We start from the raw sequence: 16,606 nt of genomic DNA on the forward strand, positions 1-16,606 counted from the left end.
CCGCAGGGGGCCCTGTCGCGCCGAGTGGGGCCCGGAGGGTCCCCGGCAGGTGGGACGAGGGGGCTCCACCTACCCGGGGACGGCTCCTGGCCGCGGTGCGATCCGGAGGATCGCGTCAGGAATCGAAGGGCACGGCCGAGTAGGCGCGCAGCTTCTCCAGCGAGTGCAGGCTCTCGATCGACCGGATCGTGCCGGACTTCGAGCGCATCACCAGCGACTGGGTCGTGCAGCCCCCGGCGCCGTACTGCACGCCGCGCAGCAGCTCGCCGTCGGTGATGCCGGTGGCGACGAAGAAGACGTCGCCGCGCACCAGGTCGTCGATGTGCAGCACGCGGTCGAGGTCGTGGCCGGCGTCGAGCGCCTTCTGCCGCTCCTCGTCGTCCTTGGGCCAGAGCCGGCCCTGGAAGGTCCCGCCCATGCACTTGAGCGCGCACGCGGCGATGATCCCCTCCGGCGTGCCGCCGATGCCGAGGATCAGGTCGACGCCGGTGCCCTCGCGGGCCGCGGCGATCGCGCTGGCGACGTCGCCGTCGGTGATGAACTTGATGCGGGCGCCGGCCTCCCGGACCTCCTGCACCAGCCCGGCGTGCCGCGGCCGGTCGAGGATGCAGACGGTGACGTCGCCGACCGAGCTCTTCTTGGCCTTCGCGACCCGGCGGATGTTCTCCGCGACCGGCACGGTGATGTCGACGACGTCGGCCGCGGCCGGGCCGGTGGCCAGCTTCTCCATGTAGAAGACCGCCGACGGGTCGTACATGGCGCCGCGCTCGGCCACCGCCATGACGGCGATCGCGTTCGGCATGCCCTTGGCCATGAGCGTGGTGCCGTCGATCGGGTCGACGGCGACGTCGCACTCGGGGCCGTTCCCGTCACCCACCTGCTCGCCGTTGAAGAGCATCGGGGCCTCGTCCTTCTCGCCCTCCCCGATGACGACGACGCCCTTCATGCTCACCGTGCCGATGAGCGCGCGCATGGCGTCGACCGCCGCGCCGTCGCCGCCGTTCTTGTCGCCGCGCCCGACCCAGCGCCCGGCGGCCATCGCGGCCGCCTCGGTGACCCGCACCAGCTCGAGGGCCAGGTTCCGGTCGGGGGCGGGGCGGTCGGTGGAGAACGCGCTCCCGCTCGAGGAGACGGGGCCTTCGGGAACGGGCAGCGACACGGGACCTCCTGGAGAGGGACCTGCGATCCGTCGTCCCGCCGCGAGCAGGGCGAACCCGGGAGGCAGGCCATGGGCGGCAGGCTGGGTGAGCTCTCCTGCGATCCTATGTGCATGACCGAAGTCGGCCCGACGAGCCCGCGACCCGCTGACCCCCCGGACGCCCCGGCGTCCCCGGGTGGGCCGGTGGCGGTTCCCGCGCCGTCGCCGGCGGTGGAGCGCGCGAACCGGATGAGCGCGGCGAACATGATCCGCTCGCTGGCGCCGCTGGTCGTGATCTGCCTGCTGCTCGTCGCCTGGCAGGCCTTCCGCACCAGCGGCGAGGAGACCGTCCGCGCGAGGTCGACCCGGCGAGCACGGTGCGGCTGGCCGTGGAGCGGGCCGGGTACCCGGTGCCGGCTCCGGCCGGGCTGCCGGAGGGGTACCGCCCGACCAGCGCCCGCACCGACGCCGGGAACGCCCGCGAGGGCGATGCGGTCACCCTGCAGATCGGCTACCTGACGCCGTCGGGGGAGTACGCCGGCTTCGCCGTCAGCGACGACCCGGGCGCCGAGCCGGTCCGCGACGTGCTCGACGGCGCCACCGACGAGGCGGCCGTCGACATCGGCGGGCAGCCGTGGCAGCGGCTCACCACCGAGCGCGGGGAGACCGCGCTGACCCGCGAGGCCGACGGCGTGGTCGTCGTCGTCAGCGGCTCCGCCTCCGACGACGAGCTGCGCACCGTGGCGGCCGCCGTCACGCCCGCGGAGGGCTGAGCGCCGGCGTTGATTGCGGTTCCGTGTCGGGTGCCCGACGACTGCCCGACGCGCGGCCGGTCGCGCGGCGGCCGGGGCGGGGACGCAGCAGGCTCCCCGCACGCCCGGCGCCACCGCGGCAGCCGGCCGGACGAGGAGCCGACATGGACGACGACGTCTGCGCGCACGGGGACCACCGGCCACCGGCCCGGGGCGGGTCGTGCCCGTGCGGCATGGTCACCCGCATCCCGGCCCGCACCCCGCCGGCGTCGGCCGACGACGCGGTGCGGGACCTGATCGCCCGGTGCCTCGTCGAGCGCGGTGGCGTCGCCGACCTGGCGGGACTCCGGCAGCGGGCCGACCGCGTCCTCGGTGCGCTCGCGCACGCGGGCCTGGAGATCGCCCACCGGCCGGCCGCGGACCGCGCGGGGGAGCGGCGCTCGGCCTGAGCTCAGTCCTCGCCGTCGGCCGGGGCGGCGGCCGCGAGGCGCTCGCGGGCCCGGTCCAGCCAGTGCTGGCACAGCGTGGCCAGCTCCTCGCCGCGCTCCCACAGGGCCAGCGACTCCTCGAGCGTCAGCCCGCCGGCCTCCAGTCGGCGGACCGACGTCGGCGAGCTCCTCGCGGGCCTGCTCGTAGGTCGTCGTCGGCTCCTCGGCCGGCCCGGTGGTCTGCTCGGTGCTGCTCATGGCTCCCCATCCTCCCGGTCGACCCGCACGTCCAGCCGGCCCCCGCTCACCCGGACCCGCAGCCGCTCGCCGTCGGCCACCTCGGCGGGATCCCGGACGAGGGCCCCGTCGGCGCGCTGCACCACCGCGTAGCCGCGGTCCAGGGTCGCCGCCGGCGACAGCGCCGCGACCCGCGCGCGGGCGTGCTCGAGGTCGCGCTCGGCGGCCTCCACCCGGTGCACCACGGTGCGGCGGGCACGGGTGCGCAGCGCGGCGACGTCGTCGGCCCGGCCGTGCAGCAGCCGCTCGGGGCTGGCGAGCACGGGCCGGCTGCGCAGGGACTCCAGCCAGCGCTCCTGCTGCTCGACGCGGGTGGTGAGCAGGTGGCGGGCGCGGGCGCGGAGGCCCTCGACCAGCCGCCGCTGCTCGCCGATCTCGGGGACGACGCGGTGCGCCGCGTCGGTGGGGGTGGCGGCGCGCACGTCGGCGACGTGGTCGACCAGCGTCGTGTCGGTCTCGTGGCCGACCGCGGTGACCACCGGCGTCCGGCACGCGGCGATGGCGCGCACCAGGCCCTCGTCGGAGAAGGGCAGCAGGTCCTCGACCGAGCCGCCGCCGCGGGCGACGACGATGACCTCGACCGCGGGGTCGGCGTCGAGCACGCGCAGCCCCTCGATGACGTTGGCCGCGGCCTGCGGGCCCTGCACCGCGCAGTTGTGCACCGCGAAACGGACCGCGGGCCAGCGGCGGCGCGCGGTGACGAGGACGTCGCGCTCGGCGGCGCTGTCCCGGCCGGTGATGACGCCGACGACAGCCGGCGCGAAGGGCAGCGGGCGCTTGCGGACGACGTCGAAGAGCCCCTCGGCAGCAAGCAGCTGCCGGATCCGCTCGATGCGGGCGAGCAGCTCACCGAGGCCGACGGCGCGGATCTCGGTGGCGCGCAGCGAGAAGGAGCCGCGGGCGACGTAGTAGTCGGGGCGCGCCCGGACGACGACGCGCGCGCCCTCGGTCAGCTCCAGGCCCGGCCGGTCGGCGATGTCGCGGTGGCAGGTGACCGGCACCGAGAGGTCGGCCACCGGGTCGCGCAGGGTCAGGAAGACGGTGGCGGCGTTGCCGCGGCGGGACAGCTGCGCCACCTGGCCCTCGACCCAGACCTCGCCCAGCCGGCCGATCCAGTCGGCGACCTTGCGGGCGACCGTGCGCACCGGCCACGGCGCCTCGGGGGAGGAGGGTGCGGTCACGGTCCGAGGGTGTCAGACGCTGCCGACACCCCCGGACCGGGAGCGCGGGTCAGGCGCCGCGGGGGGCCAGCGGGCTGGCCTCGACCGCCTGCTCCTCGAGCTTCTCGAGCCGGTTGCGCAGCATCCGCAGGTAGGGCTCGCGGCCCTGGTGGGCCTCCTCGTAGGCGACGAGGTCGGAGACGGTGCTCAGCGCGTAGCCGCGCAGCCGACCGCGGAGCTGGGCGACGGAGAAGCTGTCGTACCCGTCGACGGGCGCCTCGGTGGGCGCACCGGAGGAGTCCGCGTCGGCCGGGGCCTCCACGGTGGCGCCGGCCGCGATCGGCGCCTCGTCCCCGGTGTCGACGCCGGCGGCCAGGCCGGTGGCGGCGGCGATCGGGCCGTCCCCCCGGGCGATCTCGGTGCCGTCGTCGGCGCTGCCGGCGTAGTCCTCGGGCGCCGGGGCGGCGATGCCCTCGTCGGTGACGGTGGCCTCGACGGTGGCGATGCCGCTGCCGTCGGCGTCCAGGACGTCGACCGAGGTCGGGACCGACTCGGTGTCGGCCGCGCCGGCGACGGGCAGCTCGATGGCGAGCTCGTCCTCGTCGGGGGCGTCCGGGGCGTCGCCCGTGGTCGGCGCGGTCTCCTCGAGGGTGGGGGCGGCCTCGATCGCCTCGTCGACGGCCAGCTCGTCGAGGATCTCCTCGGTCTCCGGCGCCTCCTCGAGGAAGGTCTCCACCGAGTCCTGCGCACCGACGACGTCGGGCACCTCGTCGGGGACGACGTCGGCGCGGTCGAACGCCGAGCCTCGGAAGCCCTGCGCGGGGGCGGCGTCGCCGTCGTCGTCGAAGGTGGCCAGGCCCGGTTCGGCCTCGCCGCGGATGCCGGTGAACAGCTCGTCGCCGCGGGCGACGAGGCCGGCGTACTGCTGCTGCACCTTCATCGCGTGCTGCATCGCCATGCCGACGACCCGCACGGGGAGCCCCGGCAGGGTCTCGGGGAGCTTGCGGGCTTCGTCGACGACGGTCGCGGCCAGGCCGGCAGCGGCGCGGACAACCTCAGGGATCTCACGGGCCATGGGGCCACCTTGCCCCAGCAACCGCGCCCCGACACCCCCGTCGCCGGTGATGTGCCCGTCCGGAGGGTGTTCTGGGCCACCCTCGGGAGTCCCGGCAGGCGTCCGCACCCACGTACGCTGGGTGCATGGCAGATCAGCGCGGACGTGTCCTGCTGGCCGATCCCCGGGGTTACTGCGCCGGTGTGGACCGGGCGGTGGTGGCGGTCGAACGCGCCCTGGAGATCCACGGCGCCCCCGTCTACGTCCGGAAGCAGATCGTGCACAACAAGCACGTCGTGGCGACGCTCGAGCGGCGGGGCGCGATCTTCGTCGACGAGACGACCGAGGTGCCCGAGGGCTCCGTCGTCGTCTTCAGCGCCCACGGGGTCTCCCCGGCGGTGCACCAGGAGGCGGCCGACCGGCAGCTGCGCACCATCGACGCGACCTGCCCGCTGGTGACCAAGGTGCACCAGGAGGCCAAGCGCTTCGCCCGCGACGACTACGACATCCTGCTCATCGGCCACCGCGGGCACGAGGAGGTCGAGGGCACCGCCGGTGAGGCGCCCGCCCACATCCAGCTCGTCGACGGTGCCGACGACGTCGCCAACGTCCAGGTGCGCGATCCCGAGAAGGTCGTGTGGCTGTCCCAGACCACCCTCTCGGTCGACGAGACCCTGGCGACGGTCGACCAGCTGAAGAACCGCTTCCCCGGTCTGCAGTCCCCGCCGAGCGACGACATCTGCTACGCCACGCAGAACCGCCAGCAGGCGGTCAAGCAGATGGCGGCCGAGTGCGACCTCGTGCTGGTCGTCGGTTCGACGAACTCCTCGAACTCGGTGCGGCTGGTGGAGGTGGCCCTCGAGGCCGGCTCCCGCGCCTCCTACCTGGTCGACTACGCCGCCGAGATCGACGAGGCGTGGCTCGAGGGCGTGGGCACCGTCGGCGTCACCAGCGGCGCCTCCGTCCCGGAGATCCTGGTCAGCGAGGTGCTCGACTGGCTGGCCGCGCGCGGCTACGCCGACGTCTCGACGGTCAAGGCCGCCGAGGAGCGGCTGGTCTTCGCGCTGCCGCACGAGCTGCGGCGCGCCGAGAAGGCGCAGTCCACCGGCGACTGACGCCCCGGATGCACGAGAGCCCGTCCCCGCGGCAGCGGGGACGGGCTCTTCTGCATCCGGGAGGTCAGCGGCGGGCGATCGCCCGGAAGAGGGCGAGGACCAGCGCCACGACGGTGGCCATGGCCATCGTCGGGAAGCCGCGGATCAGCAGCGTGGCGACCGTGGGGGCGCTGAACGTCGCCGACGGGGCCAGCCCGATGTTGAGCGCGGCGACCGCGATGAAGACCAGCGGCGGGGAGACGACGACGGAGACCAGGTCGCGGCGGCGCACCACGAGGGTGGCGACCGTGGTCGAGCCGAGCAGGGCCGCCAGGGTGATCCGGCCCAGGCCGACGCCGGTGTAGGAGTCGACGGCCGCGCCCGCGAGGGTCACCAGGAAGACGCCGAGCACCGCGACCAGGCCGCGGACCTGGCTGCCGCCGGTCGACGAGCGGGTGTCCACGCGGACGCGCTGTGCCGCGGCCCGCTTCTCGGCGGCGCGGCCTCCGGCGGCCCGGCCCTCGGCCGGGCGGGACGGCGCGGGGCGGCCGGACGGCCGGGCACCGGATGCGCGGTCGGCCGGACGGATCGAGTCGCGGCGCGGGGGGAGCGGGCGGCTGTCGCCGGGGCGCCCTCCGCGCGGGGGCACGGGCGGGCGACCGGCCCGGGCGCTGCGGTCGGGGTTCATGGCACGTTCCTCACGGGGCATGCGCGACCCGGGGAAGGACCGGTCGGGAGAGCCCCCGCCGGGCCGCCATGAATCGGCCGTACGTGCCGTGGCCATGGCGCACCTCCGTTCCACCGCGGTCGGGCCCGGGTGGCCGTCCCTCGATCGTCACGGTAGCGAGGGACAAGGCAAGTTCGGCGGAGGAGGGGCTCGCGTCGCCACCCCGACCGTGTCGACGAAGAGACTCGGAGTGAGGGGTGTGACGGACGGTGCGCCGGAGGGCCGGCGGGGTCAGCCGTGGGTGCCGTCCCGCCCCCCGTCGTCGTACCGGCGGCCGGCGTCGAACCGGTCCTCGCCGTCCAGGACGACGGCGTCGGTGCCGTCGCCGGGCTCGGGCCGCAGCGTGCGCACCGTCGCCTCCAGCGGCGCGGGCGACGGGACCGGCTGCTCGGCGATGCCGAGGTCGTCGAACCGGCGGGCCGCGGTGAGCACCGAGCGCTCGTAGGAGCCGACCGTCTCGTTGAACCGGGTCATGGTCGTGCCCAGCGCGGAGCCGAGCCGGGTGATGTGCCCCGACAGCGTGCTGAGCCGGGCGTGCAGCTTCCGCCCCACCTCGAGCACCTGGTCGGCGTCCCGGGCCAGCCGCTCCTGCCGCCAGGAGTAGGCCACCGTGCGCAGCAGGGCCAGCAGGGTGCTCGGCGTGGCCAGGACGACGTCCCGCGAGAAGCCGTGCTCCAGCAGCCCGGGCTCGGCCTCCAGCGCGGTGATGAGGAAGCCGTCCGACGGCACGAAGAGCACGGTGAAGGGCGCGGCCGGCCGGAACGCGGTCGGGTAGCGCCGGGCGGCGAGCGCGTCGACGTGCGCGCGCAGCTGCCGGGCGTGCATCGCCACCCGCTGGTCGGCGGACCGCCGGGTCGGTGGCCTGCACCGCCTCGATGTACCCGGTGAACGGCACCTTGGCGTCGACCACCACCTGGCGGCCGTCGGCCAGGGTGACCACCAGGTCGGGGCGCACGCCGGCGCCCTCGTCGTTGGTGCTCGAGGGCTGCTCGACGAAGTCGCAGTGCTCGAGCAGGCCGGCCAGTTCCACGACCCGGCGCAGCTGCACCTCGCCCCACCGGCCGCGCACGTGCGGCGTGCGCAGCGCCGTCACCAGCGCCGCCGTCTCCTGCTGCAGCTGGGCCGAGGTGAGGCCAACGGTGCCCATCTGCTCGCGGAGCTCGCCGTGCGCGGTGGCGCGCGCCCGCTCGATGCCGGCGAGCAGCCGGTGCAGGTGGTCCAGCGACTCGTGCACGGGCTCCAGCCCGCTGTCGGTGGGGCGGCGGCGGGCGAGCAGGGCGACCACGCCGAGCGTGACCGCCGTGGCGAGCAGCGCACCGAGGAGGAGCCCGAGGAGCAGGGAAGCGGCGTCCATGCCCCCGAGGCTGCCCGACGGGTCCGACAGAACCGGCTAGGCGACGGCGAGCGGCGCGTGGCGCGCCTCGTGGTCGAGCAGCTCGCGCTTCACCGCCGTCCCCCAGCGGAAGCCGCCCAGGCCGCCGCTGGAGGCGAGCACGCGGTGGCACGGGACGAACAACGCGGCGGCGTTGCGGGCGCACGCGCTGGCCGCGGCGCGCACGGCCGTCGGCCGTCCGCACCGGGCGGCGAAGGAGGTGTAGGTGTCCGGCTCGCCCGGGGGGACGCTGCGCAGCACGGTCCAGGCGTCCTCGAGGAAGGGGCCCGAGCGCTGCCGGACCGGCACGTCGTCGATCGCGGCCACGTCGCCGGCGAAGAACGCCTCGACGGCCTCCAGCACGGGCAGGTCGTCGGCGCGCTCGACCCAGGTGGGCCGCAGCGAGCGGTGCACCACCGGGAGCAGCTCGGCGACGTCGTCGGTCCAGCCGCTGGCCAGGACGACGTCGTCGTCGCCCGGCCCGTCGGCGACCACGACGGTGAACGGCCCGGGAGGCGTGGGCACGGTCGCGTAGCGCGCGGCACGAGCAGTCATGAGGCGCTCCTTTCCGGGGGGACCGCCGCGGCGGCCGGGCGGGTGAAGAAGGACGGCGCGGCCAGCGCCCACAGGTGCATCACCGCGTAGGAACGCCACGGGCGCCAGCGTCCTGCGGCCTCGATGTCGGTGCTGCCGAGGGTGGCCAGCGAGCGTCGCAACGCCAGGTCACCGGGCAGCCACACGTCGGGATCGGCCAGGCCGCGGAGGGCGACCAGCGCCGCCGTCCAGGGCCCGATGCCGCGGACCGCGAGCAGCGCCCGCGCCGCCGCGTCGCGGTCGGCGCCCGGGTCCAGCGCCACGTCGCCGCCGACGAGGGCGGCGGCCAGCGCGTGCACCGTGGCGCGGCGCGCGCCGGTCAGCCCGACCGCGCCCAGGTCGGCCGCGGCCAGTGCCTCGGGGCGGGGGAAGGCGTGGGTCAGCGTGCCCACCGGCGCCGGCAGCGGGGCGCCGGCCGCGGCCAGCAGCCGCGCGGTGAGGGTGCGCGCACCGGCCACCGAGACCTGCTGCCCGAGCACCGCGCGGACGGCGAGCTCGGGCCCGTCCGGCGAACCGGGCACCCGGCGGCCGGGGGCGCCGGCGACCAGGCCGGCCAGCGCGGGATCGGCACCGAGGACGGCGTCGACGGCGACCGGGTCGGCGTCCAGGTCGAGCATCCGCCGGCACCGGCTGACCGCGGTGCCGAGATCGCGCAGCTGGGCGACCTGCAGCCGGGCGACCACCGCGGCTCCGCCGTCGGGAGCGGGGGAGAGGCGGACGACGCCCGGCCCGTGCGGGAGGTCCAGCACGCGGGAGAAGGTGACGCCGTCCCACTCCTCCAGCCCGGGGACGGCGTGCGCGCCCAGGAAGAGCAGCACCTCGGCGGCGTCGTAGGGCGCGCGGGCGGCCAGCCGCAGGGTCAGCCACCCGGGGGTGCCGCCCGGCGCGGTGGCGGGGCGGCGGCGCAGCTCGGTGGGGGTGCTCGCGAAGACCTCGCGGACCGTGTCGTTGAACTGGCGGATGCTGGCGAACCCGGCGGCGAAGGCGACGTCGGCCATCGGCAGGTCGGTGGTCTCGATGAGCAGCCGGGCGGTCTGCGCGCGCTGGGCCCGCGCCAGGGCGAGGGGGCCGACGCCGAGCTCGCCGACGACGAGCCGGTGCAGCTGGCGCTCCGAGTACCCCAGCCGCCGGGCGACGCCGGGCACGCCGGAGCGCTCCACCTCGCCGTCGGCGATCAGCCGCATCGCCCGGGCGACGACGTCGGCGCGCACGTCCCACTCGGGGGAGCCGGGCACCGCGTCGGGCCGGCAGCGGCGGCAGGCGCGGTAGCCGGCCGCCTGCGCGCCGGCCGCGGTGCTGAAGAACGAGACGTTCGAGGACTTCGGGGTGCGGGCCGGGCAGGACGGGCGGCAGTAGATGCCGGTCGTGCGCACCGCCCGTGACGAACCAGCCGTCGAACCGCGCGTCGCGGCCGGCCACCGCGCGGTAGCGGTGCTCGTGGTCGGTCGGTGTGGTCACGGTTCGAGCATGACAGCCGCCGACGGGGAGGACCGGCGGGTTTCGGACACCGCCGTCGCCGCCGGCCGGCGGGCCCCGTCCACCGGTCGGTGGACGGGGGACCAGCGCTTCGGCGGTCCCGGGCCGGCCGCCGTCGTCGGCAGGCTCGGTGCATGACGACGACAGGGACCTCGCCGCACGGGCTGCGCGCGGACGGACCGGCCGTGCGGGTGCGCGGCCTGGTCAAGCGCTACGGCGACCGGGCGGTGGTGGACGGGCTCGACCTCGACGTCCACCCGGGCGAGGTGTTCGCGCTGCTGGGCCCGAACGGTGCCGGCAAGACGACGACCGTGGAGATCCTGGAGGGGTTGCGCCGCCGCGACGGCGGCGAGGTCCGCGTGCTGGGCGTGGACCCGGCCGCCGGCGACCGGACCTGGCGGGCCCGGATCGGGGTGGTGGGGCAGGCCACCGGCGACGGCAACGCCCTGACCGTCCGGGAGACGCTGGACCACTTCGCCGTCTACCACTCCCGGTCGGCGGGCGCCGACGAGCTGATCGCCGCCGTCGGCCTCACCGAGGCGGCCGGCACGCGGGCGGCGCGGCTCTCCGGCGGGCAGCGCCGCCGGCTGGAGGTGGCCCTGAGCATGCAGGGCCGGCCGGAGCTGCTCTTCCTCGACGAGCCGACGACCGGCCTCGACCCGGTCGCCCGGCGGCAGTTCTGGGCGGTGCTCCAGCGCCTGCGGGAGGGCGGCACGACGATCCTGCTGACCACCCACTACCTCGACGAGGCCGCGCACCTGGCCGACCGGGTGGGCGTAATCGACGCCGGCCGGCTCGCCGACGTCGCGCCGCCGGAGCAGATGGGCGGGGAGCTGCGCCGTCGCGCGACGGTGCGCTGGCGGGAGGGCAGCGGCGTCCGTTCCGTCGTCACCACCGAGCCCGACGTCGTGCTGCGCGACCTGCTCACCACCGGGCCGCGGGTCGCGCTGCCCGACCTGACCGTCACCCGGCCCACCCTGGAAGAGGTCTACCTGCAGCTGGTCGGGGCTGCTCCTGCCGAGCCCGCTCCCGAAGGAGTCCTCCGATGACGCTCACCACTCCACCCGCCGACGTCCGCGCCGACACCCGGCCGAAGCCGCCCGGCGCGCTGCCGATCGGGCTGGCCCGGATCGGGCTGGAGCTGCGGCTCTACCTCCGCGACCCCGGGCAGGTGGTGTTCTCCTTCGCCTATCCCGTGATCATGCTGCTGATCTTCGGCTCGGTCTTCGGCGGCGAGACGACCGGCCCCGACGTCCGGTTCGAGGACTACTTCCTCGCCGGCATCGCGGCCACCGGGATCATGCTGACCAGCTTCCAGGCGGTCGGCATCGCGATCGCCGAGGAGCGCGAGCGCGGCGACCTCGCTCGGCTGCAGCTGCTCGGCGCGCCGCCCGCGGCCTACGTGATCGGCAAGGCCGGGCAGGTCGTGCTCACGACGGCGGTGCAGCTCGCCCTGCTGCTGACCGTCGCGCGGCTGGCCTACGACGTCCCCTTGCCGGCCGACGCGGGGCGCTGGCTGACCTTCGGCTGGGTCGCCCTGCTCGGCGTCCTCGCGGGCACGGTGCTCGGCATCGCGGTCTCACCGTTCGTCGGCAGCGCCCGGGCGGCGTCCGCGGGGATCACCGGCTTCTCCGTCGTCCTGCAGTTCTTCTCCGGCGTCTTCTTCGTCTTCGCCGAGCTGCCGCCGTGGATGCAGCAGGTGGCCGCGGTCTTCCCGCTGAAGTGGCTGACGCAGGGCATGCGGTCTGTGCTCCTGCCCGACCAGGCCGCGGCCGGGGAGGTCGCCGGGTCGTGGGAGCACGGCAGGACCGCCCTGGTGCTGGGCGCATGGGTGATCATCGGCGTCGTGGTCTGCGTGCGCACGTTCCGCTGGCGGCGGGGCGAGGGATGACCTCGCCCTGGGGATGCGGTCCGCCGGGCCCCCCGCGGCAGGGGAGCCCGGCGGACCGCCGCTGTCCGAGCGGGGCTGGCGCCTGACCGTGGTCGTCCTGCACGTCGCCTTCGCCGTCGGGATGGCGCTAGCGGTGGTCGACGTCCTCGTGGGGGACGTCGAGGGATCCCGGGCCGCCGCGGTCCTGGCGCTCGTAGCCTGGGCGCTGGCCTACGTCCTCCTGGGTGGGCCCGCGCTCGTCTCCCGCGACCCTCGCCGGCGGGTCGGCTACCTGACGGTCATGGTCGCCGCGGTCGCGGTGATCGCCTGGCACGAGCCCTCGGTGCTGTTCCTGCTGTTCGTCGCGTACTCGCAGGTGTGGTTCCTCGCCGAGCGGGGGCGCGACGGGGTGCCGTGGACCTTCGCGCTGGCCGCCGCGGCGACGGCCGGCCCGCTCGTCGACTGGACCCGGGGCGAGGAGCCGCTGGCCGGACCGGGCTCCACCCTGATCGGGCTGGCGTTCAGCCTGGCCATGGGGATCTGGGTGCACCGCGTGCTGGAGCAGAGCGACCAGCGGGCGTCCCTCATCCGGGAGCTGGAGTCGACCCGCGCCGAGCTCGCCGCGCTGCACCACCAGCAGGGCATGGTCGCCGAGCGGGAGCGGCTGGCGCGGGAGGTGCACGACACCCTCGCGCAGGGCTACACGAGCATCGTCGTGCTGGCGCAGACGGCGGCGGCCGCGCTGCCGGACGATCCTCCCGCGGCCGCCGAGCGGCTGGCGGTGATCGAGGACGTGGCCCGCGAGAACCTCGCCGAGGCCCGCGCGATGGTCGCCGCGTTCGCGCCGGTCGCGCTGGACTCGGCCACGCTGGTCGAAGCGTTGCAGCGGCTGACCGACCGCTTCGGCCGGGAGACCGGCCTCGCCACCCGGCTCGACACCGCGGCGCTCGGCGGGAGCGGGCCGGTGCTGAGCCGCGCCGAGGAGATCGTGCTGCTGCGCGGCGCGCAGGAGGCGCTGGCCAACGTGCGCCGGCACGCGTCGGCCAGCGCCGTGGTGCTGCGGGTGAGCCGGATCGGCGCGGGGGACGAAGCGCACGTGTCGGTGCACGTGGAGGACGACGGGGTGGGCTTCGACCCGGCCGTCTCCGCCGGCGTGGGGCTGGCCGGGCTGCGGGACCGCGCGGAGGAGGTCGGCGGCGCCGTCGACGTCCGCTCGGCGCCGGGGGAGGGGACCCGCGTGACGGTGCGGGTGCCGGTCCGGTGAGCGCCATCAGGGTGCTGGTCGTGGACGACCACCCGGTGGTGCGCGGTGGCGTGGTCGGCTGGCTGGCGGCGCAACCGGACATCGACGTCGTCGGCGAGGCGGGCGACGGGCTCGAGGCGCTGGCGATGGTGGCTGCCCTGACACCGGACGTCGTCCTGATGGACCTGCGGATGCCCCGCATGGACGGGGCCACCGCGACCGGCCGGCTCGCCACCGACCACCCGGGCGTGCGGGTGCTGGTGCTGACGACGTACGACACGGACGCCGACATCGTGCGGGCCGTCGAGGCGGGCGCGACCGGTTACCTGCTCAAGGACACCCCGCTGCCGCAGCTGGCCGACGCCGTCCGCGCGGCCGCCCGCGGGGAGACGGTGCTCGCGCCGCCGGTGGCGGCGCGGCTGGTGTCGCGGATGCGCGCTCCGGCCGTGGACGCACCCACCGCGCGGGAGCTGGAGGTGCTCGCCGGGGTGGCCCGCGGGCTGACCAACGCGGAGATCGGGCGGCAGCTGTTCATCGGCGAGGCGACGGTGAAGACGCACCTGCTGCGGGTGTTCGCGAAGCTCGGCGTGGACGACCGGACCCGCGCGGTGCTGGTGGCGGTGGAGCGAGGTCTGCTGCCGTCTCCGGGGAGCTGATCCGCCTTCTTGGGGGAGCTCATCGGGCTCCTGTCAAGGGCGGTCGGCGATCTGTGGACAGGTCGCTGACCTGGGGATTCATCTGGTGGTGCGTTGCTGCTACCGGTACAATTCGTACATGTGTTCGAGTAGTTGTCAGTCACCGTTGGAGTGCCTCACCGGTGCCCTGGCGGCCCTGGCCGACCAGGACCTGAAGTCCTCCTTCGGGCCGGCGGTGATCGAGCGGACCGGGGTGCTGGTGCAGGCCCGCAACCGGCTGGACGCCGAGGTGGCCCGCACGGTGCGCGAGGGTGAGCTGACCCAGGCGCCCGAGCACGACGGCAAGGCGACGATGGCCTCCTGGCTGCGCGGGCACCACCGGCTGCCGGCCGGGGCGGCGAGCCAGCTGGTGCGCAACGGGCGGGCGTCGGAGCGGCTGCCGGCGCTCGCGGCCGCGGCCGCGGCGGGTCTCGTGCCGGCGGAGGCAGTGTCGGTGATCGCGCCGGTCGTGTCCGACGTGAACCTGGCCCGCGCCGAGGCCCAGGGCGTGGACGTGGCCGAGATCGACCGGCTGCTCACCCAGGTCGCGGTGACTGCTTCGCACGCGGAGCTGCGGCAGGCGGTCGGGCATTACCTCGCCCGGCTGGACCCCGACGGTGCCGAACCCGATCCCACCGAGCAGCGGTCCCTGACCTTCGCCAAGCACACCGACGGCACCCTGTCCTTCTCCGGCACGCTCGACGCGGTCGGTGGAGAGAAGTTCCAGGCCGCGATCGAATCGATCCTGCAGGCCTCCCGCCCCGCGGGGGACACCCGCACCCGCGCCCAGCAGGCCGGGGATGCGCTGGTGCAGCTGTGCGACAACGCGCTGGCCTCCGGCAGCCTGCCGGTGCTGCGCGGGCACAAGCCGCACATCGGGGTGCTGATCGACCACGAAGACCTGATGGACACCAGCTCAGCGGCCGGGGCGGGCGCCGGTGCCGCGCGGACCGGGTTCGGTGGGCTGATCTCCGCGGCGAAGGCCCGCTGGCTGGCCTGCGACGGCACCGTCACCCGCATCGTCATCGGCCCCGAAGGCCAGCCACTGGATCTGGGCCGCACCCAGCGGCTGGTGCCCCCGCACCTCCGCAGGGCGGTCGAGGTGCGCGACCAGCACTGCGTCTTCGCCGGCTGCGATGCGCCCAGTTACTGGTGCGACGTGCACCACCTCGTGCACTGGATCGACGGCGGCGACACCTCGCTGCACAACTCAGGGCTGCTCTGCGAACGCCACCACACCAAGGTCCACCACGGCTTCCGGATAGAACGCCAACCCGACGGCCGATGGCGCACCTATCGCCCCGACGGCACCGAGATCCTCCTCGGCGAACCGTTCCTCATCTCCGCCTGACCTCCCGCCGGGACGTGACCCGGCTACCCGAGTTCGACAGCGAGCCGACCCTGCCGTGGCACCGGTATGCCGCCCGGCAGGGCCGGCTCGGCGGCGTGCGCGGGGTGCGGCGGGGGCACTGCCGGGCGGCCGAAGTGCCACCCCTGCCCGTAGTCGACGTCGAGCGCCCGGAGCGTGGCCGCCTCCTCCGGGGTCTCGATGCCCTCGGCCACGACGCGGGCCCCGAGCCCGCGGGCGAAGTCGACCAGCGACCGGATGAGGATGCTGCGCACCGAGTCGCTGTCCACGGCGGTGACCAGGCTGCGGTCGATCTTGATGACGTCCGGCGAGGTGACGACGATGTGGCGAAGCGAGGAGAAGCCGGCGCCGACGTCGTCGATGGCCAGCCGCAGCCCGGCCGCGCGGAACGGCGCGAGGGCCGCCAGGAGCTGGTCGTAGTCGTCCACCGGGTCGTGCTCGGAGAGCTCGAGCAGCACGCGGTCGGCGGGGAGGCGGGAGAGCAGCGCGGCGCACTCCGGCGTCAGCAGCGTGCCGGGGGAGACGTTCATGGCGACGTACCCGTCGACCCGGTCGAGCAGGTCGGCCGCACGCGCCAGGGCCAGGAGCTCCAGTTGGTCGCCGCGGCCGACGCTGTGCGCCTCCGCGAAGACGACGTCCGGGGTCTGCTCCCACTCGGCGGGGAAGCGGCTCAGCGCCTCGGACCCGACGCGCAGGCCGGTCGCGAGGTCGACGATCGGCTGCAGCGCGACGACGGGGCCGCCGCCGGCGGTGATCGGGTCGAGCCGCTGCTCGATGCCGTTGCGCCGCTCCGCCTCCTTGACCTGCGGCTCGATGATCACCGAGGCGGCCGAGGCGAGGACGTCCATCAGCGCCTTGTCGCGCTGGGTGAGGTCCCGGTCGGAGGTGAGCCCCGCGGCGCAGAACGTCCCGTACAGCGTCCCGTCGGAGAGCGTCACCGGCACCGAGACGTAGCTGCGGATCCGCGGCATGCGGGCCGCCGGCAGCCGCATCGCCGCCGGGAAGTGCTTCAGGTCCGGGATCACCGCCGGCAGTTCCTTGTCGAGGATCGCCTGGCAGAGCGTGGTCTCCTGCATCTGCGTGACGCCCTCCTGGAAGAGGAAGGGCACCGAGGACTCCACGACCTCCAGGTGCTGGGTGGTGCCGTCCAGCCGGGACAGGAACGCCACGGACAGGCGCAGTGACTTCTTCGCCGTCCGGAGCAGTTCGGCGATCTGCTGCTCGGCATCGGTGCGCTTCGTGCCCACGGTGGGTTCCTCTCGGCTGCGTCACGGAAGTCGTCGGCCGATCGGGGCACGAACTGGAGGGCGGCTGCCCCGGAGGGGTCGGGCCGGCGGGGACGTCGTCGTCCGGAGCAC

17 protein-coding genes and 1 pseudogene are annotated in these 16,606 nt (G+C 75.6%); 8 read left to right on the forward strand and 10 right to left on the reverse strand.

Annotation, left to right across the window (positions count from 1 at the left end):
• Positions 1-115: 115 nt before the first annotated feature.
• Entirely contained in the window at positions 116-1,159 is a 1,044-nt protein-coding gene (glpX, locus tag JKP75_RS03075) for a class II fructose-bisphosphatase (RefSeq protein WP_200489233.1), read from the reverse strand.
• Positions 1,160-1,452: 293 nt separating this feature from the next.
• Between glpX and JKP75_RS20330 the strand changes: the two genes are divergently transcribed.
• Positions 1,453-1,911, forward strand: a complete 459-nt coding sequence (locus tag JKP75_RS20330; protein ID WP_375539231.1) for a DUF4245 domain-containing protein — start codon at positions 1,453-1,455, stop codon at positions 1,909-1,911.
• Between the two features lie 143 nt (positions 1,912-2,054).
• Positions 2,055-2,339 carry a hypothetical protein gene (locus JKP75_RS03085; RefSeq protein WP_200489231.1) on the forward strand — a complete coding sequence of 95 codons (285 nt, stop codon included), beginning with the start codon at positions 2,055-2,057 and terminating at the stop codon, positions 2,337-2,339.
• A 2-nt stretch (positions 2,340-2,341) separates the two neighbouring features.
• Here JKP75_RS03085 and xseB read toward each other — a convergent pair whose 3' ends face one another.
• From xseB to JKP75_RS03100, 3 genes are all read right to left on the reverse strand, one after another.
• Positions 2,342-2,482, reverse strand: coding sequence for an exodeoxyribonuclease VII small subunit (xseB, locus tag JKP75_RS20335; protein ID WP_309229676.1), 141 nt, complete (start codon positions 2,480-2,482; stop codon positions 2,342-2,344).
• A 90-nt stretch (positions 2,483-2,572) separates the two neighbouring features.
• Entirely contained in the window at positions 2,573-3,796 is a 1,224-nt protein-coding gene (xseA, locus tag JKP75_RS03095) for an exodeoxyribonuclease VII large subunit (protein ID WP_200489229.1), read from the reverse strand.
• 49 nt (positions 3,797-3,845) lie between these two features.
• Positions 3,846-4,850, reverse strand: coding sequence for a lipid droplet-associated protein (locus JKP75_RS03100; RefSeq protein WP_200489228.1), 1,005 nt, complete (start codon positions 4,848-4,850; stop codon positions 3,846-3,848).
• A 125-nt stretch (positions 4,851-4,975) separates the two neighbouring features.
• On the opposite strand from JKP75_RS03100, the gene JKP75_RS03105 reads away from it, so the two are divergent.
• On the forward strand, positions 4,976-5,944 hold the full coding sequence (locus JKP75_RS03105; RefSeq protein ID WP_200489227.1) for a 4-hydroxy-3-methylbut-2-enyl diphosphate reductase: 969 nt from the start codon (positions 4,976-4,978) through the stop codon (positions 5,942-5,944).
• Between the two features lie 64 nt (positions 5,945-6,008).
• Here the strand turns inward: JKP75_RS03105 and JKP75_RS03110 are convergent, their stop codons facing one another.
• The 5 genes and pseudogenes from JKP75_RS03110 to JKP75_RS03125 form a co-directional block, all read right to left on the reverse strand.
• A complete protein-coding gene (locus JKP75_RS03110) occupies positions 6,009-6,611 on the reverse strand; it encodes a DUF6542 domain-containing protein (protein ID WP_200489226.1) in 603 nt (200 codons plus the stop codon).
• Between the two features lie 270 nt (positions 6,612-6,881).
• On the reverse strand, positions 6,882-7,475 hold the full coding sequence (locus JKP75_RS20340; RefSeq protein WP_242472754.1) for a DNA recombination protein RmuC: 594 nt from the start codon (positions 7,473-7,475) through the stop codon (positions 6,882-6,884).
• 73 nt (positions 7,476-7,548) lie between these two features.
• Positions 7,549-8,004, reverse strand: a pseudogene (locus tag JKP75_RS20345) (DNA recombination protein RmuC); the annotation flags it as partial.
• A 36-nt stretch (positions 8,005-8,040) separates the two neighbouring features.
• On the reverse strand, positions 8,041-8,577 hold the full coding sequence (locus JKP75_RS03120) for a methylated-DNA--[protein]-cysteine S-methyltransferase (protein WP_200489225.1): 537 nt from the start codon (positions 8,575-8,577) through the stop codon (positions 8,041-8,043).
• Positions 8,574-9,989 carry an AlkA N-terminal domain-containing protein gene (locus JKP75_RS03125; RefSeq protein WP_309229468.1) on the reverse strand — a complete coding sequence of 472 codons (1,416 nt, stop codon included), beginning with the start codon at positions 9,987-9,989 and terminating at the stop codon, positions 8,574-8,576. The genes JKP75_RS03120 and JKP75_RS03125 overlap by 4 nt, the downstream gene beginning before the upstream one ends.
• Positions 9,990-10,226: 237 nt before the next feature.
• Here JKP75_RS03125 and JKP75_RS03130 point away from each other — a divergent pair, with 237 nt between their 5' ends.
• The 5 genes from JKP75_RS03130 to JKP75_RS03150 all read left to right on the forward strand — a co-directional run bounded on the left by JKP75_RS03130 (position 10,227) and on the right by JKP75_RS03150 (position 15,230).
• A complete protein-coding gene (locus JKP75_RS03130) occupies positions 10,227-11,141 on the forward strand; it encodes an ABC transporter ATP-binding protein (protein ID WP_200489223.1) in 915 nt (304 codons plus the stop codon).
• Positions 11,138-11,983, forward strand: a complete 846-nt coding sequence (locus JKP75_RS03135; RefSeq protein ID WP_200489222.1) for an ABC transporter permease — start codon at positions 11,138-11,140, stop codon at positions 11,981-11,983. Before JKP75_RS03130 ends, JKP75_RS03135 begins: the two co-directional genes overlap by 4 nt.
• Before the next feature lie 88 nt (positions 11,984-12,071).
• Positions 12,072-13,226: a sensor histidine kinase gene (locus JKP75_RS03140; protein ID WP_309229469.1), complete on the forward strand. Its 1,155-nt coding sequence runs from the start codon at positions 12,072-12,074 to the stop codon at positions 13,224-13,226.
• A complete protein-coding gene (locus JKP75_RS03145; protein WP_309229470.1) occupies positions 13,223-13,861 on the forward strand; it encodes a response regulator transcription factor in 639 nt (212 codons plus the stop codon). Before JKP75_RS03140 ends, JKP75_RS03145 begins: the two co-directional genes overlap by 4 nt.
• 145 nt (positions 13,862-14,006) lie before the next feature.
• Complete coding sequence (locus tag JKP75_RS03150; RefSeq protein ID WP_242471139.1) at positions 14,007-15,230, forward strand: HNH endonuclease signature motif containing protein; 1,224 nt, start codon at positions 14,007-14,009, stop codon at positions 15,228-15,230.
• Positions 15,231-15,253: 23 nt separating this feature from the next.
• Here JKP75_RS03150 and JKP75_RS03155 read toward each other — a convergent pair whose 3' ends face one another.
• Positions 15,254-16,495 carry an EAL domain-containing protein gene (locus tag JKP75_RS03155; RefSeq protein ID WP_200492757.1) on the reverse strand — a complete coding sequence of 414 codons (1,242 nt, stop codon included), beginning with the start codon at positions 16,493-16,495 and terminating at the stop codon, positions 15,254-15,256.
• Positions 16,496-16,606 lie beyond the last annotated feature (111 nt).

It is taken from the genome of Blastococcus sp. TML/M2B, assembly GCF_016612865.1.
Classification (GTDB): domain Bacteria; phylum Actinomycetota; class Actinomycetes; order Mycobacteriales; family Geodermatophilaceae; genus Blastococcus.